The organism is Lysinibacillus sp. BF-4, from assembly GCF_000743635.1.
Classification (GTDB): domain Bacteria; phylum Bacillota; class Bacilli; order Bacillales_A; family Planococcaceae; genus Metalysinibacillus; species Metalysinibacillus saudimassiliensis.
The window spans coordinates 58806-79755 of record NZ_JPUW01000004.1; the positions used below are offsets into that span (position 1 = coordinate 58806).

20 protein-coding genes are annotated in these 20950 nt (G+C 40.8%); 11 read left to right on the top strand and 9 right to left on the bottom strand.

The window, feature by feature from the left end:
• Positions 1–16: 16 nt before the first annotated feature.
• Positions 17–997, bottom strand: coding sequence for an ornithine cyclodeaminase family protein (locus tag CH76_RS03480; RefSeq protein WP_036143005.1), 981 nt, complete (start codon positions 995–997; stop codon positions 17–19).
• 1 nt (position 998) lies between these two features.
• Entirely contained in the window at positions 999–2300 is a 1302-nt protein-coding gene (locus tag CH76_RS03485) for an MFS transporter (RefSeq protein ID WP_036143007.1), read from the bottom strand.
• A 128-nt stretch (positions 2301–2428) separates the two neighbouring features.
• Between CH76_RS03485 and CH76_RS03490 the strand changes: the two genes are divergently transcribed.
• Entirely contained in the window at positions 2429–2926 is a 498-nt protein-coding gene (locus tag CH76_RS03490; RefSeq protein WP_036143010.1) for a helix-turn-helix domain-containing protein, read from the top strand.
• 16 nt (positions 2927–2942) lie between these two features.
• Here CH76_RS03490 and CH76_RS03495 read toward each other — a convergent pair whose 3' ends face one another.
• The gene (locus tag CH76_RS03495; protein WP_036143013.1) at positions 2943–3842 is read right to left on the bottom strand and encodes a diacylglycerol kinase family protein; all 900 of its coding nucleotides are present in this window, start codon (positions 3840–3842) and stop codon (positions 2943–2945) included.
• A gap of 59 nt (positions 3843–3901) precedes the next feature.
• Here CH76_RS03495 and CH76_RS13445 point away from each other — a divergent pair, with 59 nt between their 5' ends.
• Together CH76_RS13445 and CH76_RS03500 are read left to right on the top strand one after the other, a co-directional pair.
• The gene (locus CH76_RS13445) at positions 3902–4138 is read left to right on the top strand and encodes a bifunctional 2-polyprenyl-6-hydroxyphenol methylase/3-demethylubiquinol 3-O-methyltransferase UbiG (protein ID WP_051910209.1); all 237 of its coding nucleotides are present in this window, start codon (positions 3902–3904) and stop codon (positions 4136–4138) included.
• Entirely contained in the window at positions 4123–4620 is a 498-nt protein-coding gene (locus CH76_RS03500) for a hypothetical protein (protein WP_051910211.1), read from the top strand. Before CH76_RS13445 ends, CH76_RS03500 begins: the two co-directional genes overlap by 16 nt.
• A gap of 77 nt (positions 4621–4697) precedes the next feature.
• On the opposite strand, the gene CH76_RS03505 is transcribed toward CH76_RS03500, so the two are convergent.
• The 4 genes from CH76_RS03505 to CH76_RS03520 all read right to left on the bottom strand — a co-directional run bounded on the left by CH76_RS03505 (position 4698) and on the right by CH76_RS03520 (position 8431).
• Positions 4698–5405, bottom strand: coding sequence for a lactate utilization protein C (locus CH76_RS03505; protein ID WP_036143016.1), 708 nt, complete (start codon positions 5403–5405; stop codon positions 4698–4700).
• Between the two features lie 2 nt (positions 5406–5407).
• Positions 5408–6832 (bottom strand): LutB/LldF family L-lactate oxidation iron-sulfur protein, encoded by a 1425-nt coding sequence (locus tag CH76_RS03510; RefSeq protein WP_036143019.1) that lies wholly within the window; start codon positions 6830–6832, stop codon positions 5408–5410.
• Between the two features lie 12 nt (positions 6833–6844).
• The gene (locus CH76_RS03515; protein WP_036143023.1) at positions 6845–7561 is read right to left on the bottom strand and encodes a (Fe-S)-binding protein; all 717 of its coding nucleotides are present in this window, start codon (positions 7559–7561) and stop codon (positions 6845–6847) included.
• Between the two features lie 159 nt (positions 7562–7720).
• Positions 7721–8431, bottom strand: coding sequence for a FadR/GntR family transcriptional regulator (locus CH76_RS03520; protein ID WP_036143025.1), 711 nt, complete (start codon positions 8429–8431; stop codon positions 7721–7723).
• Between the two features lie 177 nt (positions 8432–8608).
• Here CH76_RS03520 and CH76_RS03525 point away from each other — a divergent pair, with 177 nt between their 5' ends.
• Positions 8609–10276 carry an L-lactate permease gene (locus tag CH76_RS03525; RefSeq protein ID WP_036143028.1) on the top strand — a complete coding sequence of 556 codons (1668 nt, stop codon included), beginning with the start codon at positions 8609–8611 and terminating at the stop codon, positions 10274–10276.
• Positions 10277–10287: 11 nt separating this feature from the next.
• Positions 10288–13719: a pyruvate carboxylase gene (pyc, locus tag CH76_RS03530; RefSeq protein WP_036143030.1), complete on the top strand. Its 3432-nt coding sequence runs from the start codon at positions 10288–10290 to the stop codon at positions 13717–13719.
• 37 nt (positions 13720–13756) lie between these two features.
• Here the strand turns inward: pyc and CH76_RS03535 are convergent, their stop codons facing one another.
• Both CH76_RS03535 and CH76_RS03540 read right to left on the bottom strand, forming a co-directional pair.
• The gene (locus tag CH76_RS03535; RefSeq protein WP_036143032.1) at positions 13757–14908 is read right to left on the bottom strand and encodes an alanine--glyoxylate aminotransferase family protein; all 1152 of its coding nucleotides are present in this window, start codon (positions 14906–14908) and stop codon (positions 13757–13759) included.
• 56 nt (positions 14909–14964) lie between these two features.
• Positions 14965–15990: a metallophosphoesterase gene (locus CH76_RS03540; RefSeq protein ID WP_036143036.1), complete on the bottom strand. Its 1026-nt coding sequence runs from the start codon at positions 15988–15990 to the stop codon at positions 14965–14967.
• 74 nt (positions 15991–16064) lie between these two features.
• Here CH76_RS03540 and CH76_RS03545 point away from each other — a divergent pair, with 74 nt between their 5' ends.
• The 6 genes from CH76_RS03545 to CH76_RS03570 all read left to right on the top strand — a co-directional run bounded on the left by CH76_RS03545 (position 16065) and on the right by CH76_RS03570 (position 20936).
• Positions 16065–16601, top strand: coding sequence for an alpha/beta hydrolase (locus CH76_RS03545; protein ID WP_036143038.1), 537 nt, complete (start codon positions 16065–16067; stop codon positions 16599–16601).
• Positions 16598–17269 (top strand): response regulator transcription factor, encoded by a 672-nt coding sequence (locus CH76_RS03550; protein ID WP_036143040.1) that lies wholly within the window; start codon positions 16598–16600, stop codon positions 17267–17269. The genes CH76_RS03545 and CH76_RS03550 overlap by 4 nt, the downstream gene beginning before the upstream one ends.
• Positions 17266–18528: a HAMP domain-containing sensor histidine kinase gene (locus CH76_RS03555; protein ID WP_036143045.1), complete on the top strand. Its 1263-nt coding sequence runs from the start codon at positions 17266–17268 to the stop codon at positions 18526–18528. The genes CH76_RS03550 and CH76_RS03555 overlap by 4 nt, the downstream gene beginning before the upstream one ends.
• A gap of 90 nt (positions 18529–18618) precedes the next feature.
• Complete coding sequence (locus CH76_RS03560; RefSeq protein ID WP_036143047.1) at positions 18619–19512, top strand: ABC transporter ATP-binding protein; 894 nt, start codon at positions 18619–18621, stop codon at positions 19510–19512.
• On the top strand, positions 19509–20204 hold the full coding sequence (locus CH76_RS03565; RefSeq protein ID WP_036143049.1) for an ABC transporter permease: 696 nt from the start codon (positions 19509–19511) through the stop codon (positions 20202–20204). The genes CH76_RS03560 and CH76_RS03565 overlap by 4 nt, the downstream gene beginning before the upstream one ends.
• Positions 20205–20936, top strand: coding sequence for an ABC transporter permease (locus CH76_RS03570; RefSeq protein WP_036143051.1), 732 nt, complete (start codon positions 20205–20207; stop codon positions 20934–20936).
• Positions 20937–20950: the final 14 nt, after the last annotated feature.

Below are 20950 nucleotides of genomic sequence, written 5' to 3' on the forward strand. Positions count from 1 at the left end.
GTCCACGCTGTTTTTATTATTCAATAGTAATGGTTTCGCCGTAAGGTTTTACTTCGCGGTACGTACCCTCTGCTACAGCAAGGTCATAATAAGAAGCACCAACGGATTTGAAAATAGTAATAACCTCATCGTCACGACGCACAATTGTTTCGTCCGTGACCACGTCCTCTAGTGAAGCAAAGATTTGGTCAAATGCCCATGTTCCATCATTTACTGCTGCGATAAATTCACCAGCTTCATGTTTAAAGCCTTCCACATCATCAACGATAATTTGATTATCAGCTGTAATAAGCGCAGTATCAATCTCGCGCATCTCTGGTAAGTAAGAGCCAACGCCATTAATATGTGTGCCTGGCTGTACTTCGCTTTTTAAAATAACACTTTCAGTTGAGCGTGTAGCACAGTTAATAATTTGAGCGTGCTTTGCGGCTTCAGCAGCGCTATCTACCACAATGATTTCAGCGGTTACACCAAAATCAGCAAGTTTTTGTTTAAAAGTAAAAGCTTTATCTTTAGTGCGGTTGTATAAATAAATCGTTGTTAACTGACGTACTTCATTAATGCCTAGCACTTGTTCAAATGCCATGCCACCTGTGCCAATAACGGCAAGTGTATCAGCATCCTTTTTCGCAAAGCGCTCGGTTGCGATAGCAGATTGCGCGCCTGTACGTAAGCGCGTTAAGTACGAGGCATTCATAAGTGCAATGTGTTGACCATTTTTCATATTAGTTAATAGCATAGCGCCTTGCGTAGTAGGTAGGTTTTTTTTGGCATTTGTCGGGAAAATCGAAACTACCTTCATTGCCGCCATTTGGCTTGCAAGATTTAAGCAAGGCATGTAAAGTGCAGAGGCATTGTACTCAGCCACATTAACTACTGTGCGTTCTGGTGCATCAATTTGCCCATTTTTTTTCGCACGCAGTGTGGCACGTACATCAGCGATTGCTTCTTTCATACCGTAGTGTTGTTGAATAAGTCGTTGATTAAATAATAACAAATTACCACTCCTCAATAATTTCAATTTCTGTTACTTGCTCTTTATTTAAGCTACGAATGGCGATAACAGATATTAATGAAATCACAGCCGTCAGCATAATATAAAGTGCGATTGGTACCCAAGAGTCATTAAATTTAACGAGTAGCGCGGTTGCAACAAGTGGTGCTGTACCACCTGCAACGGCAGCGCCAATTTGGTAGCCTAGTGTGATACCTGTATAACGAATTTTTGCATCAAAGATTTCCGAGAACATTGTACCTAACACTGCTGTAATAGGAGCCCAAATAATACCTAGCCCAATGATTGTCGAGATCAGCAGTGCAATAAACGTGCCTTGATGTAAAATCCAAAAGTATGGAAAGGCATATAAAAACATCGCAAGTGTACCGTAAATGTACATTTTTTTGCGCCCTACCTTATCTGATAAGCTTCCCATAATTGGGATTAAGATGGTAGTGATAACGGTTGCGATCATAACAGCAATTAATGTTTCGGTATACGTAAAGCCTAAATATTTTGGCGCGTACGAAATAACAAACGTCCCAAAAATATAAAATGGTGCGGTTTCTACAAACTTTGCGCCAATCGCAATTAATACTTCACGCCAGTGTGTTTTAATTGTTTCTACGAGTGGGATATTTACAACATCACCAGACTCTTGCATGGCTTTAAAGTCGGGTGTTTCGTCAATGCCTTTACGAATCCAAAAACCAAATAGCACAAGTACTGCGCTTAAGATAAATGGAACACGCCATCCCCATGACACAAAGGCCTCTTGCGAAACAACAGACGTAATAAAAGTAAGTGCACCTGTACCTAAAAACATGCCAATGGTTACACCCATTTGTGGGATAGAACCATACAATCCGCGTTTTTCTGGTGGTGCGTACTCATAAGCGAGTAACAACGCGCCGCCCCATTCGCCGCCAATGCCTAAGCCTTGGATTAAACGAAGTGTAACTAATAAGATCGGCGCTGCTACGCCAATGGCTTGATAGGTAGGTAGTAGCCCCATTAAAAATGTAGCCCCACCCATTAAGCTTAGTGTAATGATTAAAGTTTTCTTCCGCCCAATTTTATCCCCAATATGGCTAAAGATAATACCACCAAACGGACGTATAAAGAAAGCTAGTGCTAGTGATGCATACGAAAGTAATAAGCCGACGGTTGGGTCATCTGCAACAAAGAAAACTTGGTTAAATACTAAACCCGCAACTGTGGCGTATAGGAAATAATCAAACCATTCAATTGAACTACCAACTAAACTTGCTATCCATATTTTACGCTCTTGCTTTTTGTCCATACTTTCACCCCTATGTTAAAATTGAAGTATTACTTTAATTTATTACACTGTATAATAATATTAAATAATCTGTCAATTATTATTTGGATAATATTTTGTATAATGGTAAATAGGTGAGGTGAAGTTTGTTGGAAGATTCATTGGGACAGAAGGTACGAAATATACGTAAAAGAGAGAAAATGACGTTAAAAGAGCTATCAGAAAAAACGGGGGTGTCTATCAGTTTTTTATCACAAGTAGAGTTAAATAAAAGCAGTGCTACATTAGAAACGCTACGAAAAATCGCAGATGCTTTACATATTCATCCAAGCGCTTTCTTTAGTGGTGGCGAGGAGCAAGGTGAGGTATTACCATTTACATATGAGGACTTATCAGGTCCTGTGTTAGATGCGAGCTTTAAACCATTAAAAGTGATGTTAAAGCCATTTGAAAACCGCGGGCAAGACATTCAGCATGCGGGGCATGAGTTTATTTATGTATTAGAAGGGGAGCTGTGTATTACGTTAGATGATGAGCGTTTTGTGCTAACAGCTGGACAGTCTAGCTTTTATAGCTCTATGCGCCCACACTATTGGCGTAATGATACGGCAGCGCCTTGTATATTTTTAGTTGTAACGAATGGCTAACACAAAAACCACCTAGCTAGGTGGTTTTATTTGTGAGAATGCGTACGCGCTTTGGCAATACGCTAACTTCTATAGGTGTTTGTAATATAATTTCGCCATCAATATCTAACGTTTGGGGTGGTGTAGTAGTAACTGTAAAGTGTTTACCACTTAGTACCGTAATATTTTGACCAAGCTCGCCCCAGTCAAAGCTGTCTTTAGGTGTAAAGAAGTCACGCAAGGTACCTAATGTTTTAGTGTTAAAAATAAAAGCATTGAGTACACCATCGCTTGGGCTTAAATCTGTGAGGGGCAAGCGATTACCGCCAATAAATAATCCACTCGCAATCATCATCATAAAGGTTTCGCCTTCATAGGATTTGCCGTCTACTGTTAAGTTGTAGGTAAAATCATTTTCTTCACCGAGTGTTTTAAGTGTAGAAAGTACATAGCTAAATTTACCAATAGTACTTTTTGCATCCGCATCTACATTTTCGGCATTTTGCACCATAAACCCAAGTCCTACAAAGTTAAGGGCGTAATGCTCATTAATTTTTAACACATCATAGTAAACCTCTTGTGCTGTCGTTAATTGCTCGGCTGCAGTAGCTACATTTGGTGCTAACTGTAATGTACGCGTAAAGTCGTTAAAAGTGCCGCCTGGTAAAATAGCGAGCGCTATGTCTAGCTCATTTTTCACTACGCCATTAATTAACTCATTAGCTGTACCATCGCCACCCAATGAAATTAATAAATCAATATCCGCACTTAGCTGACTACAGTGCTTTTCGATATCGCCTGCTTGCGTTGTTTGATGTAAGGTAAGCGTTTGGCAAAATTGTGAGAGGTAGGCAGTTGCCTGACCTAATGTGTCATGGATTTCCGTTTGTCCAGATTTGGTGTGATAAAATAAAAGCGCGTGTTGATAGTTTTTCATAACAATCACCTCATTTATTTTTACCACGCTAGCTTAAATGCAAACTAGGCGGAAGACAGATGTTTATTGAATACGGAGAACTAAGTACAATTTTTTATGAAAAAACGAAGCCTGTTGGCACAGAGTTGGATGGTGATATTACCGCCTATAAAAACTACCTTAGCGCAATCAAAGGGAAGGTTTTAGAAGCAGGTGTTGGTACAGGGCGTATGCTAATCCCACTACTGCAAGCAGGTTTTGATGTTGAAAGTGTGGATAACTCTACACAAATGCTTGCGCAATGCCAAAAAACTTAGCGCTATACGGGTTGACAGCTAACGTACAGCTACAAGATTTAACTAAGCTTAAGTTATCCACAAAATACGATGCCATTATTATGCCAACAGGTAGCTTTTGTTTACTACCGAGACAACAAGTGGTAGCTGTTTTACAAGCTTTTCACGCCCATTTATCAGAAAATGGGACATTAATTGTGGATATTATTTTGCCGCAAGATTTTACAGTAGGTGAGGTATATCAGCGTACACTGCCACTTGCTGAACAGACAGGTATATTATTTACTAGTACCTCACTCGAAATGGACTGGGTTAAGCAACAAACTGTAGCATTGCATCGCTACGAAAAGCTAGAGCAAGGTACGCTCGTTCAAACAGAGTTATCGCGTTTTATATTAGCGTGGTATGGCATTGAGGAAATGACAATGTTATTGCAGGCAGCAGGTTTTACGAGTGTAGCCCATAGTATTAACGAAACACTAGTTACCTTTTATGCCAATTAAAAAAAGCACCGTTACGGGTGCTTTTTTTACGTTCATTATGCTGATCTAAGGTTAAACAATAAGGGGAGTTAGCTTGTTTATTGATCTTCAATGATAATGTACGTCATTTTAATAGGACCATGTACGCCAACTACTAAGATCATTTCGATGTCAGCAGAGTTACTTGGGCCTGTAATGAAGTTTACGCATGACGCAACTTGCTCACCGCGCTCAATCATTGCGCTGATAGTAGCGGCAGCCTGTGTCATACGTGGTACGATTGTGCTTTTTGGGATAAGGATGATTGAGTTTTGGGGTAGAAAACTAATCGAGCGGCCCTTATCTTTATCGCTAAACAATACAGCTGTACCTGATTCGGCAAGTGTCATTTCACTTACCATAATACCAACGTCCGCGCGTTCAGCAAACGTGATATTATCCTGGCCACAACGCTCTTGCCATTGATGGGTAGCAATCTCTTGTTGTGGCCAGTGTTCTGTAATAAGTGGCAGGACGCCAAAGTCTGCAAAGCGTTGGTCTGTCGAAGTAATGACAGAGGTAGCTTTATAGTCAGTCACGACTTGCTGTAGGGTAGCTACTAGATCAGCAGTCGTTGTGGTAATTGCTTTTGTATGAATGTTTTTACATTGCTCTACTAAAACATCAACGAGTTCCTCCTGCGTAGCGTTTGCTAATACTTGGTGCTGTGGCCCAAACGAAAAATTACGCTCAGGGCGAGAAGTAGGTTGTGGTCGTCCGAGCTGTTTGGCGATTTTACTTAAAAATTCATTGCGATTTTCGATCATGATTACTTCTCTCCTTTCGAGCGGTTTTTCATCCAGCCGCGGAAGCTTTCTTTGTTTGGCGCAGGGAAGTCACGTTCTTCTGTCCAAGCCTTGAGCGGACCTGGACCCTTTTTAATCGTGTCGCCCTTAGTAAATGGTGACATGAGCGGTGCCGCCATTTTATTTGCCATACCATAAAGTCCGCTTGACGCAGCACCAAAACCAAATGCCTTCATCATCACTTTTTCAGATATTGGTGCTTTGCCTTCATTTTCGACAATGACTTGACGGTGTTGATGTAATAGTTGGTGAAGCGGAATTTTTACAGGGCAAGCATCTGTACAAGCTCCACAAAGTGTTGAGGCATACGGTAATTCTTTATAATCTTCGTAGCCACCAAGCAGTGGTGAGAGTACAGCCCCAACAGGACCAGAGTAAATCGAGCCATAAGAGTGACCGCCAACATGGCGGTAAACAGGGCAAACATTTACACAAGCTGCACAGCGAATACATTGTAAAATCGATTGGAATTCGCCACCTAAAATATCAGAGCGCCCATTGTCTACAATAACTAAATGAAACTCTTCAGGGCCATCTACATCGCCCTCATCACGCGTGCCTGTTAAGGTTGTAATATAGCTTGTTAGCTTTTGCCCTACAGCACTGCGCGTTAATAAACTAACGAGTACTTCCATCTCTGCAAACGTTGGTACAATACGCTCCATGCCCATTACGGTAATTTGTGTTTTAGGTAATGCCGCAACTAAGTCAGCATTGCCCTCGTTTGTGACAAGTGTAATTGAGCCGCTCTCAGCAATCGCAAAGTTACATCCTGTAATGCCAATGTCTGCAGTTAAATAATCTTGACGCAGTTGCTCACGCGCGTGAAGTGCTAGCTCCTCAGGTAATGAAGATTTTGTATAACCTTGTTTTTCTTTAAACACATCGCGGATTTGCTCTTTGTTTTTGTGTAGAGCAGGTACGACAATATGTGACGGTGGTTCATGGTCATCCACTTGTAAAATATATTCACCAAGGTCAGTTTCGATTACTTCACAGCCTACTGCTTCTAGTGCCGCATTCATATGAATTTCCTCTGTCACCATTGATTTTGATTTAACGATTTTTTTGGCGTTTTTCTTTTTGGCTACATCTTGAATATAGCTTGCAGCTTGCTCTTTTGTTTCGGCAAAGTAAACATGCCCACCGCGCTTAGCCACGTTTTCGCTCAGCTCATATAAATAATAATCAAGGTTAGCCAACACATGTTGACGGATTTCCTCACCGTGTGAGCGCCAGTCTTCCCAGTTGCCTAACTCTTCAGCTGCGCCTAAGCGGCGTGTTTGAAAGCGTTGCTGTGCAGAAGAAACCGCTCCGCGCATAAAATCATCAGCGAGATTTTCTGTTACACGCTCTTTAAATTGTTTATCACTCGTTTTCATCGACATTGTACGACCTCCTTAGCTATTATTTAATACTTCAGCGATATGCATAACTTTAATAGGCTTGCCCTCACGTGTAATACGTCCACCAATATTAATTAAACAACCTGCGTCTGCACCAATTAAATAATCAGCGCTTGTTTCTTCAGCTGTACATACTTTTTCGTCTACCATTTGTCCTGAGATGTCACCCATCTTAACTGAAAACGTACCGCCAAAGCCGCAACAACGATCTTTGTCTGGCATTTCGATATACGTAAGTCCTTCAACAGCTTGCAACAGCTGAAGCGGAGGATTTTTAACGCCAAGTAGGCGCGTCATATGACAAGAGCTATGGTATGTAGCAGTGCCGTCTAGTTTAGCGCCCACGTCTACAATGTTTAAAACATTCACAATAAAATCCGTTAGCTCATACGTTTTATCCGCGAGTGCCTGCGCCTTTGGATGCCAAACTGCATCGTCTTTAAATACGTGTGGGTACTCGGTAAACATATAAGCGCATGAGCCTGACGGCGAAACAACATACTCCGCATGCTCAAATGTGGTAATCATTTTCTTCATTGCTTTTTTTGTTTCTTCTACATAGCCGCTATTATAAGCAGGTTGCCCACAACAAATTTGTCCTTCAGGGAAATCAACCTCACAGCCAAGCTTCTCCAATAGCTCAACTGTTGCTTTACCGACATTGCCTTGAAACATATCTACTAAGCAAGTAGCGAATAACGTTACTTTCATCACTGTCACTCCTTTTATCAAATCGACAGGTCATCAGATGACTTTGAAAACATCATACTACAAACCACAATCGAAAAGAAAGAAATTTTCAAAAAATTTTACACAGGGCGTGAAAAAATGCGTTTTTCGGCAAAAAAAATAACCTGTGATAGCATCAGGTTATTTTTGCTCGATATGTTGAATAAGAGTAGCACGTACATTTTCTAAGTGAAATTGCATAGCATCTTCAGCTGCAAGTGAGTCTTGGGCGAGTATAGCTAAGTAAATATTTTTGTGTTGTACAAATAGTTGCTCCGTCGTAGTTTTTTCGGAGTACAGCCAAATGCGTCGTGTTTCACGCATAATATCAATCATAGTTTCGGATACTTGCGCTAATAAATGCTCAAGCATTGGATTTTGAGTAGCGCGAGCGATGGCGGAGTGAAAGTTATAATCTGTGCTTTCGCCTAGCTCGTGGTCACCATGCGTATTTTGCATCTTCGTTAAAATATTTTTGAGCACAGCAAGGTCGTCAGCCGTACGATTTTGTGCAGCCTTGCCTGCAATGCCAATCTCTAAAATTTGGCGCATCTCAAGTAAATGCTCAATATCAGTTTTATTGAGTTGTGGGGCAAAGGGAAATAATAAATCTTGCTTGGGCGGCTCAATGACAAATGTGCCAGAGCCTTGCTTGATTTCAATTAGCCCCATTGCTTTGATAGCAGCAAGCGCCTCGCGTACAGCGGAGCGGCTCACCTGTAATTGCTCGGCTAATTGCTCCACAGAGTCTAGGCGATCGCCTGGCTGTAATTTGCCAGAGGTAATTGATTCGAGTAAGACGTCTGCAACTTCCTCGTAAATTTTTTTGGTTTTAATTTTTTTATAAGCCAATCCTTACACCTCACTACATACTAATTCATTTTATTATACATCATTACGGAATTTGAGAATTTTTAAAAAATATATTGAATGTTTAGAATTTAGTAACTATAATCATATCATCTAATCATCTGATGACTTCGCGAGGGGGAGTTGGAAAGAGAAGAAAATGAGAGGGGCGAGAAAAATATGAGTTTTACGCAGAATTTCACAGCTGTTGGAGGGAGCCTTTGGCTGTCCGCATTAGTAGCGATTATCCCGATTTTGTATTTCTTTTGGGCATTAGCAATTAAAAAAATGAAAGGCTATGTAGCAGGTTTTACAACTTTACTTGTAGCGTTAGTATTAGCAGTATTTGCTTACCAAATGCCAGTAGCGACCGCATTGATGTCCGCAACACAAGGCGCGGTGTATGGTTTACTACCAATTGGTTGGATTATTGTAACGTCAGTATTTTTGTACAACATCACAGTCAAAACGGGGCAATTTAATATTATTCGTTCGTCGGTGCTGTCCATTACAGAAGATCGACGCATTCAAGCATTACTCGTAGCGTTTTCATTTGGCGCATTTTTAGAAGGTGCAGCAGGATTTGGTGCTCCCGTAGCTATCTCGGCAGCCTTATTAGTAGGGCTAGGTTTTAACCCATTAACAGCGGCTGGACTTTGTTTAATTGCTAATACAGCGCCTGTTGCTTTTGGTGCGATTGGTGTACCAATTACTGCAATGGAGGGCCCAACAGGTATTGCAGCAATGGAGATTTCTAAAATGGTTGGACGTCAATTACCATTTTTAGCTGTGTTTATTCCGTTCATTTTAGTTATGATTATGGTAGGTTTTAAGAAGACACTAGAAGTTTTACCAGCTGTTATTGTGTCAGGTGTATCATTTGCGATTACACAATTTTTAAGCTCAAACTTCTTAGGGCCTGAGTTACCAGACGTATTATCAGCATTAGTATCATTATTTGCGTTAGCATTATTTATGAAGGTATGGCAACCTAAAACAATTTATCGTTTTGCATCTGATGATGAGGTTGCAGCACAAGAAGAAAAATACAGTGCAGGTAAGATTACATTAGCGTGGTCACCATTTATTGTATTAACCGTGTTTATCTCATTCTGGGGTATTCCTGTTATTAAAAAGGCATTGATTGGTGCGTACGAGGGCGATAATATTGTACTACAAGGTGTTAATGTACTAGGTAAGTGGTTAACATTTTATCCTGAGGTTCCCTTCTTGCATAACCTTGTCATTAACGGCGCAACAAATGAGCCGATCCCAGCACTTTATAAGCTCGAAATTTTAGGCGCAGCAGGGACAGCGATTTTACTTGCAGCAGTTGTAACGAAGTTTTTATTTAAAGTAAAGTGGTCAATGTTCTTCAGTATTTTTGCTAGTACGGTAAACGAAATCAAATATCCGTTACTCACGATATGTTTTGTCGTAGGTTATTCGTATGTGACAAATGCTGCTGGCATGATGACGACGCTTGGTTTAGTATTAGCTAAAACAGGAATGCTCTTCCCGTTCTTTTCGCCAGTGCTTGGTTGGCTTGGTGTATTTATTACTGGTTCGGATACTTCTGCCAATGTATTATTTGCAAAATTGCAACAGGTTACGGCAGGCTCAGTTGGTATGGACCCAGTGCTTGCACTTGCGGCTAACTCATCTGGTGGTGTTACAGGTAAAATGATTTCGCCTCAATCCATTGCAGTCGCAGCAGCGGCAGTTGGCTTAGTAGGGCGTGAGTCAGAATTACTGCGTTTCACACTCAAGTACAGCTTATGGCTACTACTTGCGATTTGTATAATGACATTTTTACAAAGTAATGTACTATCATTCATGATTCCATAGGGGGTAAAGAAATGACAACGATTCAAAAGATTTTAGTCGCAAACCGAGGAGAGATTGCGATTCGCGTATTTCGCGCATGTACCGAACTGAAAATGAAAACGGTTGCAATCTATTCTAGCGAGGATAGCGGCTCGTACCATCGCTATAAGGCAGATGAAGCATATTTAGTTGGTAAAGGTAAAAAGCCTATTGATGCTTATTTAGATATCGAAGGGATTTTAGCTATCGCGAAGGAAGCGAATGTTGATGCGATTCACCCGGGCTATGGCTTTTTATCTGAAAACGTAGACTTTGCACGTCGTTGCGAAGAAGAAGGAATTGTTTTCATTGGACCAAAATCAGAACAACTCGACATGTTCGGAGACAAGGTAAAAGCACGTGAGCAAGCAATTGCAGCAGCTATCCCTGTTATCCCTGGTACAGATGGTCCTGTGGAGAGCTTACAAGAAGTACAAGATTTTGTGGATACTAATGGCTTACCAGTGATGATTAAAGCATCACTTGGTGGTGGTGGTCGTGGTATGCGTATGGTGCAAAAAATCGAAGACCTTGCATCCTCATATGAGCGTGCGAAGTCAGAGGCAAAGGCGGCATTTGGTTCGGATGAAGTATATGTTGAAAAATGTATCGTTGAACCAAAGCATATTGAAGTACAAATTATTGGTGATGCACATGGCAATATTGTGCATTTATATGAGCGTGATTGCTCCATCCAACGTCGCCATCAAAAGGTTGTAGAGATTGCACCATCAAACTCTATTAGCAAAGATTTACGTCAGCGTATTTGTGATGCAGCTGTTAAGCTAATGAAAAATATTAATTATATTAATGCGGGTACTGTGGAGTTTTTAGTAGCAGGCGATGAATTTTACTTCATCGAGGTTAACCCACGTATCCAAGTTGAACATACGATTACAGAAATGATTACAGGCATTGATATTGTGCATGCGCAAATTAAAGTAGCACAAGGTTATGAGTTACATGGCAAAGAAATTAATATGCCACAGCAACAAGATGTACCGCTATTTGGCTTTGCTATTCAATCGCGTGTAACAACGGAAGATGCACAAAATGATTTTATGCCTGATACAGGTAAGTTAATGGTATACCGTTCAAGCGGTGGCTTTGGCGTACGATTAGATGCGGGTAATGGCTTCCAAGGTGCGGTCGTAACACCTCACTACGATTCATTACTTGTTAAAATTTCGACATGGGGTACAACATTTGAAGAAGCGGCGACGAAGATGGTACGTAACTTAAGTGAGTTCCGTATTCGTGGTGTTAAAACAAATATCCCGTTCCTTAGCAATGTCGTGGCGCAACAAAACTTCCTATCAGGTGAGTTTAATACAAGTTTTATTGATACAACACCAGAGTTATTTAATATCGAAAAGCGTAAAGACCGTGGTACGAAGTTATTAAATTATATCGGCAATGTTACATTAAATGGCTTCCCAGGGATTGAAAAACGTAAAAAACCAATTTTAGATCACCCGGTTAAACCAAAAATTATTACCGACCTTAAACCATTTGGCACAAAACAGATTTTAGATGAGCAAGGTGCGGATGGTTTAGTAAATTGGATTAAGGCGCAAAGTGATGTGCTATTAACAGATACTACATTCCGTGATGCGCACCAATCCTTACTAGCGACGCGTGTGCGCTCGCAGGACTTATACCAAATTGCAGATGAAACAAGTCATTTACTGCACAACTTCTTCTCATTAGAAATGTGGGGCGGTGCAACGTTTGATGTATCTTACCGCTTCCTAAGTGAAGACCCATGGGCGCGCTTAGAAAAGCTACGCAAGCAAATTCCAAACGTGTTATTCCAAATGTTGTTCCGTGGTAGTAACGCAGTAGGTTACTCAAACTACCCAAACAATGTGATCCGTGAATTTATTAAAGAGTCAGCGCAATCAGGTATTGATGTATTCCGTATTTTTGACTCATTAAACTGGGTTAAAGCGATGGAAGTTGCCATTGATGAAACACGAGCACAAGGCAAAATTGCCGAAGCAGCGATTTGTTATACAGGCGATATTTTAGACCCAAGCCGAACAAAATATACCGTTGACTACTATAAAGACATGGCGCGTGAGCTTGAAAAAACAGGTGCACATATTTTAGCTATTAAAGATATGGCAGGCTTATTAAAGCCAGAAGCTGCTTACCGTTTAATTTCGGAGTTGAAAGATGCTACAGACTTACCAATCCATCTGCATACGCATGATACGAGTGGTAATGGTAACTTCCTTTATGCGCGTGCAATTGATGCAGGTGTAGATATTATTGATACAGCTGTAGGCTCAATGGCAGGCTTAACTTCACAACCAAGTGCTAACTCACTGTACTATGCGATGGCAGGTAATGAACGTAAGGTGCGCGCGGATATTGACGGGCTACAAAAGCTGTCTGCATATTGGGGCGATGTGCGTAAGTATTATGTTGACTTTGAGTCAGGTATGAATGCGCCACATGCAGATGTTTATAAGCACGAGATGCCTGGTGGTCAATACAGTAATTTACAACAACAAGCAAAAGCAGTAGGACTTGGCGGACGTTGGGATGAAGTGCAAGACATGTACGCTACAGTTAACCTAATGTTTGGCGATGTCGTTAAAGTAACACCGTCATCAAAAGTTGTAGGGGACATGGCATTATTTATGGTGCAAAATGATTTAACAGAACAAAATATTTATGAGCGCGGCGTTGCTATGGACTTCCCTGACTCAGTAATTGAGTTCTTCCAAGGCTATTTAGGGCAGCCACATGGTGGTTTCCCAAAAGAACTACAAGCATTAATTTTAAAAGACCGCGAAGCTATCACAGACTTACCAGGTGATTTACTAGAGCCTGTTAATTTTGAACAACTTGCAGATGTATTAGATGAGCGTTTAGGACGCACACCAACGAATCAAGAGTTATTGGCGTACGCACTTTACCCTAAGGTATTTGAGCAATACACTAAAACATTTGATCAATACAGTGACCTTTCAGTGTTAGATACACCAACCTTCCTTTATGGTTTACGTTTAGGTGAGGAAGTTGAGGTTGAAATCGAAAAAGGTAAAACACTTATTATTAAATTAGTATCAGTAGGTGAGCCACAGCATGATGGCACGCGTGTGATGTACTTTGAATTAAACGGTCAATCGCGTGAAATTATTATTCAAGATATGACGGTTGAAGTAGATAATGCGGCAGCAGTAAAAGCTGATCCAGCTAATCCAAAACAAATTGGCGCGACTATGCCAGGTACAATTTTAAAAGTAGTTGTATCCAAAGGCGCTAAAGTTAGCCGAGGCGACCATTTATTAATTACTGAGGCTATGAAGATGGAAACAACCGTGCAAGCACCAGTAGATGGTATAGTGAAAGAAATTTATACAACAGCAGGTGACACGATTTCCACAGGTGATTTATTAATTGAATTAGAATAAGCAAAAGAGGCGTTGCATATGCGACGCCTCTTTTCGTTTAACGTTTTGTTAAAAATACTTGTTGCGCAGCGAGTACACCAGTACCTGCTGTAAAGTTATAGCCTAAGTCTTGCAGTGCAGCTTCCATTAAGGAAACAGCCTGTAAAACATCGCTAGGGAAGCAATAGCCCATATGCCCAAAGCGGAAAATTTCGCCTTGTAATGGGCCAAGTCCGCCTGCAAAATCTAGGTGGTAATTTTGCTTTAAGGTACTTAAAAATTCAGCTAAATCTAATCCTTTTGGTGTTTTGATAGCTGTAATTGTTGGTGAAGCGTAAGCATCTTCTGTTAGTAACTCAATATCGAGTGCACGCATTGCAGCACGCGTCATATCTTTCATTAGTTCATGACGTGCAACCGTGTTAGCAAAGCCGCCCTCTTCATCTATTAAATCACAAACAGCTTGTAAGCCATAAATGAGCGTAACGGTTGGTGTATTAGGCGTCATGCCTTTTTGTGCCCAACTACGATAGCTTTGAAGGTTTAAATAATACGCCTGTGTATGATTTGCTTCTACAGCTTGCCAAGCGCGTTCACTTAAGCTAATAAAAGATAACCCAGGTGGAAGCATCATGGCCTTTTGTGAGCCTGTGACTAAAATATCCACACCCCAATTATCCATTTCAGCAGGTGCTCCACCTAAGGCACTTACGCCATCAACAATCACAAGTGCATCTGTTGTATCATTTACCACTTTTGCAAGTTCCGCAACAGGGTTTAAAATGCCAGTTGATGTTTCGTTGTATGTCATAAAGACAGCCTTAATAGAAGTAAGTGGTGCTAAAAAATCCGCAAGCTCCTGTGCTGTACAAGCCTCACCCCAAGGCTTTTCGAGCTTATGTACGTTAAAGCCGTACTGCTCACAAATCCCAACAAAGTAGTCACCAAAAGCGCCAACTGTAATTACGACAACATCATCGCCTGCTTGAGCTACATTAACGGCAGCTGCTTCGAGTGCAGCTGTACCGCCACTTGGTAATAGTAGTACTTCGTTAGTTGTACCAAAGACCATTTTCACACGCTCTGTAACATTACGGTAAAGCGTCACAAACTCTGGGCTACGATGGCTCATAATGTTTTGATTCATCGCTAGTTCAACACGTTTTGGAATTGGCGTTGGACCAGGATGGCGTAAAATATTTTCGTACATGCGTCCCATCTCCTTGCAAATCAGAATTTTCAAATTACACTTTCATTATAGCGTATTTACTGGAGCTTTAAGGAAACAATTTCACTCTTTGTACCGATGCGCATTGGTGGACCCCAAAAGCCAACCCCGGAGGATACTACGACTTGTACACCGCTAGGTAAACGCTTATAGCCATAATCAACAGTAAAGAGTTTCTTTGTGATTAGCCCAAACGGAAATAGTTGCCCCTTATGCGTATGACCAGACACAATTAAATCCACATCGTGGTAGTCATCGATTGTAGATGGCTGATGGTCAAGCACAATGGTTGGCATCGCTTGTAGAGCGGGCATAGGGGCACGCGGCAAACCTTGTTGCCCAATAGGGTGGATGTCTTTACGCCCAACAAGTTGTAGACCATTGATTATTGTGACCTCATCCTCAAGGAGCGTCACCTTTGTAGTAGCAATGAATGCGCGCATTGCATCAAATGTATCGCCTGCATCATGATTACCCCAAATTAAAAAGCTAGGCGCTGTAATGGTATTTAATAACGCAGCGATTTTATCAGGTTGTTTAATCGCCGCAAAATTACTATCAAATAAATCACCTGCAATTAACACGACATCAGGCTCTAATGCATTGACACGTGCAACAATTTTAGCAAAATGCTTGTCATCAATAATATAGCCAAGATGGACATCATTAATGAGTACCGCGTGTTTGATAGCAGTAGGTGCACTTAGTGTGACTTCATAATTGGTAAGTTTGATTTGTTTAGCATGCCACACCCCGTAACCAAAGAGGAGTAGGGTAAGGCTAAGTGCAATATAAAAACTAGGGAAGGGTAGCAACTTACTAATCGCAAATATAACAAATGCCAATAAGCCTAACCCCATCCAATAGTTACCGAGCTTACCAATAAAGGCGCCAACACTTTTTGTACGCACAAGCATTGTAGCGAGTGTCGTAAGTGTTAGGAGTGCCACAATACTATAGCTTAGTAACGCAAATGATGGAAACATCGTCGCAAATTGTAAGGCAACAAAGTAATTGGCTGCGAGATAAAGTGCGAGGACAATAAAAATAATTATCATAAACATAGTGGTCACCTCGTAAAAAATAGTTGTTTTTAATTCCTAGTGATTTTATAGTATATAAAAAGGTGGCGATATAAATGAAACGATTATTTATTATACATGGCTATAATGCCTACCCCGAAAAACACTGGTTCCCTTGGTTGAAGGAGCAATTCCCTCATATCCCAACGGAAATTATTAAATTGCCTAATGCTCATGCACCTCAACTAGAGGAGTGGTTAGCAGCAATTAACGAAGCGGTTGGTGAGGCAGATGAGGGTACGTATATTGTGGCGCATAGTTTAGGCACGCAAACTACACTGCATTACGCCATGCAACAACAAACGTTAGGTGGCATTATTTTAGTGTCGGGCTTTGCCGAAAAAATCCCACACCTTGCTGAGCTTGATAATTTTGCGCTACCTATTAATGATACCCACATTAAAACGATTGTAGCTAAGCGTACAATTATTGCGGCAAAAGATGATAGTATTGTACCGTTTAGCTGTAGTGAGCGGTTAGCAAAACGTATTGATGCTACATTTATTACGCAAGAAACAGGCAACCATTTTATGCAAAGTGATGGCTTTACTACCTTGCCTATCGTAGTAAAAGCATTGGAGGAGATGTTGTGATTAACGTATTATACATTGAAGATGAACCGCAAATTGCACAGTGGCTAACAACGGAGCTTGCACAGCACTACATGGTTTATAGTTACCCTTCTTATGAAGTTTATGAGCAAAGCGGAGATCAATTTATACCCGATGTGGCAGTGCTTGATATTATGTTGCCTGGTTTAGATGGTTTTTCTATTGCACGTAAATTAAAACGTACTTACGATGAGCTACCCATTATTTTATTATCTGCACGCGCTATGTTAGATGATAAATTAGAAGGTTTGAGTATAGCGGATGATTATGTGACAAAGCCCTTTCAGCCAGCGGAGATTATGGCACGCATTGAAGTACTGCTACGCCGATTTAATAAAATGGATGAGGTATTAACCCTTCATCACATCAGCATTAATACCAAGGACTTTGAGGTGCGTAACCAAGAAAACGGTGAGGAAATTATGCTGACGCAAACACAAACTAATTTACTGCGCTACTTTACTAATCACCTCAATCAAATTTTAACGAAAGAACAATTATACGAAGCCGTTTGGCAAGAGCCGTATATGGATGGGGATAAAACACTGATGGTACATATCCGTTATCTGCGCGAAAAAATCGAAAAAAACCCATCTGCCCCGCTAATTATCGAAACCATTCGTGGCATTGGTTATAGGGTGCGCGCATGAAGCGATTTTTGCGCTCATTATTAATGAAGTATTGGTTATTGCTTGCGATAGCGCTCGTGTTAATTTATTTATTAACCTTTATTTATATGCTAGGTACGAGCTTTGAGCGTAAAGGTACGCCAAGTCAAACAGATATTGAAATGCAATGGCGTAAAGAGGTGACAGCTGCTCAAGTGGATGATGTGCCTAATTTAATCGCCAAATGGCATGCCACTTATCCTCAAGCTAGTTTTTTTCAAGTAAATCAAGATGGCAAGCTTGTGCAACAATGGTATGGTGCTGAAGATTTGCCTATGCAATGGGACGCGATGACCACAACGCGCTTTATACAAACTCATTATGGTGGCGATATTTTTACGATTTTACAATTTATTGGTGACCAAGAGGCAAATGGTTTTTTAGTATTTCAGTTAGAGCGTAGTTTTTTTGCGGCTAAAACAATGGAGAGTGCTTTCTTTTATTATGCAGTGGGAGCGATTGTATTATTTTTTGGCATATCCACATGGTTTTTCATGCGTACAGTGCGCCGCCTAGTTAATCTAGAAGAAGCGATGACAACGCGTGAAGTAGATGGGCTACCCATTAAAACACAGGTAAAAAACCATGACGAAATCGGCGCAGTAGAAGAGGCCTTTAACCAAATGGTCGATGAGTTACGGAGTGCTAAACAAAGTGAGCGTGAAGAAGAACAGTTACGCAGAGAGTTAATTGCTAATCTATCACATGATTTAAAAACACCATTAACAAAAATGCGTGCACAGCTACACTATGTTGCACAACCACAGGCTAAACAACTTGATGATGCAATTGATATGATGGATACATTGCTCGAAAATCTCATGGATTACTCGTTATTAACAGCTAATAAAATGCGCTTTGAGCCGCAACTTGAACGTGTAGATCGCTTAGTTAATCGTAGCGTTGCTTCCTGGTACCCTGTGTTTGAAGACGCGGGATTTATAGTTGAGCTAACATTAGATAAAGCCGAGTGGTTAGTTGATAGCTTATGGCTTACACGTATAATAGATAACATTTTACAAAATGTATTACGCCATGCGAGTGCAGGACAATATGTAAGTATTACCGTAACTCGAGAGGCCATTGTGGTTCGTGATAAAGGTACGGGAGCGCAAACAACCGTCACAAAGGGAGCAGGGATTGGCTTAACAATTGTGGAGCTGATGACGAGCAAGATGTCACTAGACTTTACTTTAACAACAACTACACAAGGTGCAACCGCAACAATCAGTCACAAATAAGTGGCTGATTTTTTATTTTAAACGAATTTTAAACAAAACAAACCTTAGCTTTAACCTTCAACCTGTAAAGTTAAAACTGAGGTGAAGAACATGACAATGATTGTCGAAACAACAGCATTAACAAAACAATTTCAAAAGTATACAGCCGTTTCAGGCGTTAATCTACAAGTTCGTAAAGGCGAGATTTATGGCTTTTTGGGGCCAAACGGAGCAGGGAAGTCTACAACGATTCGGATGTTGTTAGGCCTTACACGACCTACAGCAGGCACAGTCAAAATTTTTGGTAAGGACTTAGCGAGCAACCGCATCGAAATCTTGCAAAATGTTGGTTCGCTCGTCGAAAACCCTTCCTACTACCCACATTTAACAGCAGCCGAAAACCTTGAAGTATTGCGCAAGGTGTTGCGTGTGGCACCAACACGTATTGAGACGGTATTAAAGCTAGTGCGCCTTGATCATGTGCGTGATAAAAAGGTTAAGGGGTTTTCGTTAGGTATGAAGCAACGCCTTGGTATTGCGGCAGCATTATTACATGCACCGCAACTATTAATTTTAGATGAGCCAACGAATGGGCTAGATCCAGAAGGCATTATTGAAATGCGCGCGTTAATTAAAGATTTGGCGGACGATGGTATTACGATTATTATTTCGAGTCATTTACTAGCAGAGATTGATCAAATTGCTACAACGATTGGTGTGATCGCTAAAGGGCAACTAATTTATCAAAATGCCATTACTGAAATGCGTAAGCTTGCTCAGGCAGAGCTTCATTTACGTACAAGCAATAACGCCTATGCTACGCAATTGCTTGGTGGCGTTATACAAGGCGAAAATGTGTGCCTCCCTTTTATGTCAGATGCCAAAATTGCAGGAGGGCTTATGCAATTATACGAAGCGGGTGTGCATGTATACCGTGTCGAAGAACATCGTAAATCACTAGAGCGTATTTTCTTACAAATGCTAGAGGAGGCGAATGCTAAATGATGCGTTTGCTACAGGCAGAGTTCGCTAAAATTAAGGGCAAGGGCTTTTGGCTGCTTAGTTTTATTGGTGCGTTTGGTGTAATTGCCATGCAGATGGTTAACTATGGTGTGCGTAAGGAGTGGCTACTTTCTTTGTCAGAAGATGACTGGTCTTACTTTTTATTAAATGTACAAGGCTTTGTTCCAATTTCAATTGTACTTGGCATTGCGATTTTAGCTACCCAAATTACGAGTATTGAAGATGATACAAATGCATGGAAGCAACAGCTTGCACTACCTATTTCTAAAAAGGGTTTATACGCGGCTAAATTTATAACCGTTACCTTCTTTTTAGCGTTAGCTTCAGTGTTATTAGCCGTCTTTACTTACTTATATGGAAGTACGATGGGTTTTAAGCAAAGTGTGCCTTATAACGAATTATTAAAACAAACATTATTACCGGCCATTACTGCGCTACCAATTTTAGCGCTTCAGTTGTGGTTAGGCGCTGTAAGTAAATCACCAGCTGTACCAATTACTGTTGGTGTCGTGCAGTTTTTATTAACGTATAGTGCATTTACTATGCCTAAATGGATGCCGTGGACATGGCTATACCTACCTAACCCAACGCTTAATATCGCATTAGGTCTTGGTGCAGGCATCGTGATTTTTATAATGGGCATGTATGATTTTTACCGAAAGGATGCGTTATAAATGATAGGTTTAATACAAGCAGAGTGGTTTAAACTAAAGCGTCTGCGTATTGTAGGATTACTTATAGTTGGACCATTATTATCTTTAATTATTGGTATTGCCAATCCGATGATTAAAACGCTTGAAGATGGTAACCCTTGGTATATGCTCATGCTTTTTATGAATTTAACCTACGCGCTATTATTTTTGCCCTTAGTGACGGGCGTCCTCGCTGGATTAGTTTGCCGTTATGAACATCAAGCAGGCGGGTGGAAGCAACTTGTTGCATTACCTATTAAACGTTACCAAATTTATTTTGCTAAATTTTTTGTGATTGCTGTGCTAGTGCTTGTCATCCAATTGTTTTATGGTGCAGTAGTGTACGGTGCAGGTACATTTAATCAATTTACTGAGCCGTTTCCAGTAGCAGTCATTAGTAAATTTATTATTGGCGGCTGGTTAGCAACATTACCTATGATTGCATTGCAACTGTGGGCAGCAATGATGTGGCAGAGTTTTGCGTTAGTTTTTGCGCTTAATGTTGTTTTTACATTGCCAAGTATTTTAGCTATTAACTCAGAGCGTTTTGGGCCGCTTTATCCATGGGCACAACCTTTCTTTATGATGTATATGCAAGATGATGTCAGTGGTCTCTTTTTTGTGCCACTTAGTCAGTTCTTATTAGTAACAGTAGGTAGCTTTGTGATATTTTTAGCACTCGGTACGTGGTCATTTACGCGTAAAGCCATATAAAAAAGAGGCTGGGA

Bases quoted from the DNA above. Each gene is read 5' to 3' on its own strand.
- CH76_RS03495 (WP_036143013.1), bottom strand. From the start codon at position 3,842: ATGAAAAACTATCAACACGCGCTTTTATTTTATCACACCAAATCTGGA.
- pyc (WP_036143030.1), top strand. From the start codon at position 10,288: ATGACAACGATTCAAAAGATTTTAGTCGCAAACCGAGGAGAGATTGCG.
- CH76_RS03485 (WP_036143007.1), bottom strand. From the start codon at position 2,300: ATGGACAAAAAGCAAGAGCGTAAAATATGGATAGCAAGTTTAGTTGGT.
- CH76_RS03510 (WP_036143019.1), bottom strand. From the start codon at position 6,832: ATGTCGATGAAAACGAGTGATAAACAATTTAAAGAGCGTGTAACAGAA.
- CH76_RS03515 (WP_036143023.1), bottom strand. From the start codon at position 7,561: ATGAAAGTAACGTTATTCGCTACTTGCTTAGTAGATATGTTTCAAGGC.
- CH76_RS03540 (WP_036143036.1), bottom strand. From the start codon at position 15,990: ATGTTTATGATAATTATTTTTATTGTCCTCGCACTTTATCTCGCAGCC.
- CH76_RS03570 (WP_036143051.1), top strand. From the start codon at position 20,205: ATGATAGGTTTAATACAAGCAGAGTGGTTTAAACTAAAGCGTCTGCGT.
- CH76_RS03535 (WP_036143032.1), bottom strand. From the start codon at position 14,908: ATGTACGAAAATATTTTACGCCATCCTGGTCCAACGCCAATTCCAAAA.
- CH76_RS03545 (WP_036143038.1), top strand. From the start codon at position 16,065: ATGAAACGATTATTTATTATACATGGCTATAATGCCTACCCCGAAAAA.
- CH76_RS03500 (WP_051910211.1), top strand. From the start codon at position 4,123: ATGCCAAAAAACTTAGCGCTATACGGGTTGACAGCTAACGTACAGCTA.
- CH76_RS13445 (WP_051910209.1), top strand. From the start codon at position 3,902: ATGTTTATTGAATACGGAGAACTAAGTACAATTTTTTATGAAAAAACG.
- CH76_RS03565 (WP_036143049.1), top strand. From the start codon at position 19,509: ATGATGCGTTTGCTACAGGCAGAGTTCGCTAAAATTAAGGGCAAGGGC.
- CH76_RS03560 (WP_036143047.1), top strand. From the start codon at position 18,619: ATGACAATGATTGTCGAAACAACAGCATTAACAAAACAATTTCAAAAG.
- CH76_RS03505 (WP_036143016.1), bottom strand. From the start codon at position 5,405: ATGATCGAAAATCGCAATGAATTTTTAAGTAAAATCGCCAAACAGCTC.
- CH76_RS03555 (WP_036143045.1), top strand. From the start codon at position 17,266: ATGAAGCGATTTTTGCGCTCATTATTAATGAAGTATTGGTTATTGCTT.
- CH76_RS03525 (WP_036143028.1), top strand. From the start codon at position 8,609: ATGAGTTTTACGCAGAATTTCACAGCTGTTGGAGGGAGCCTTTGGCTG.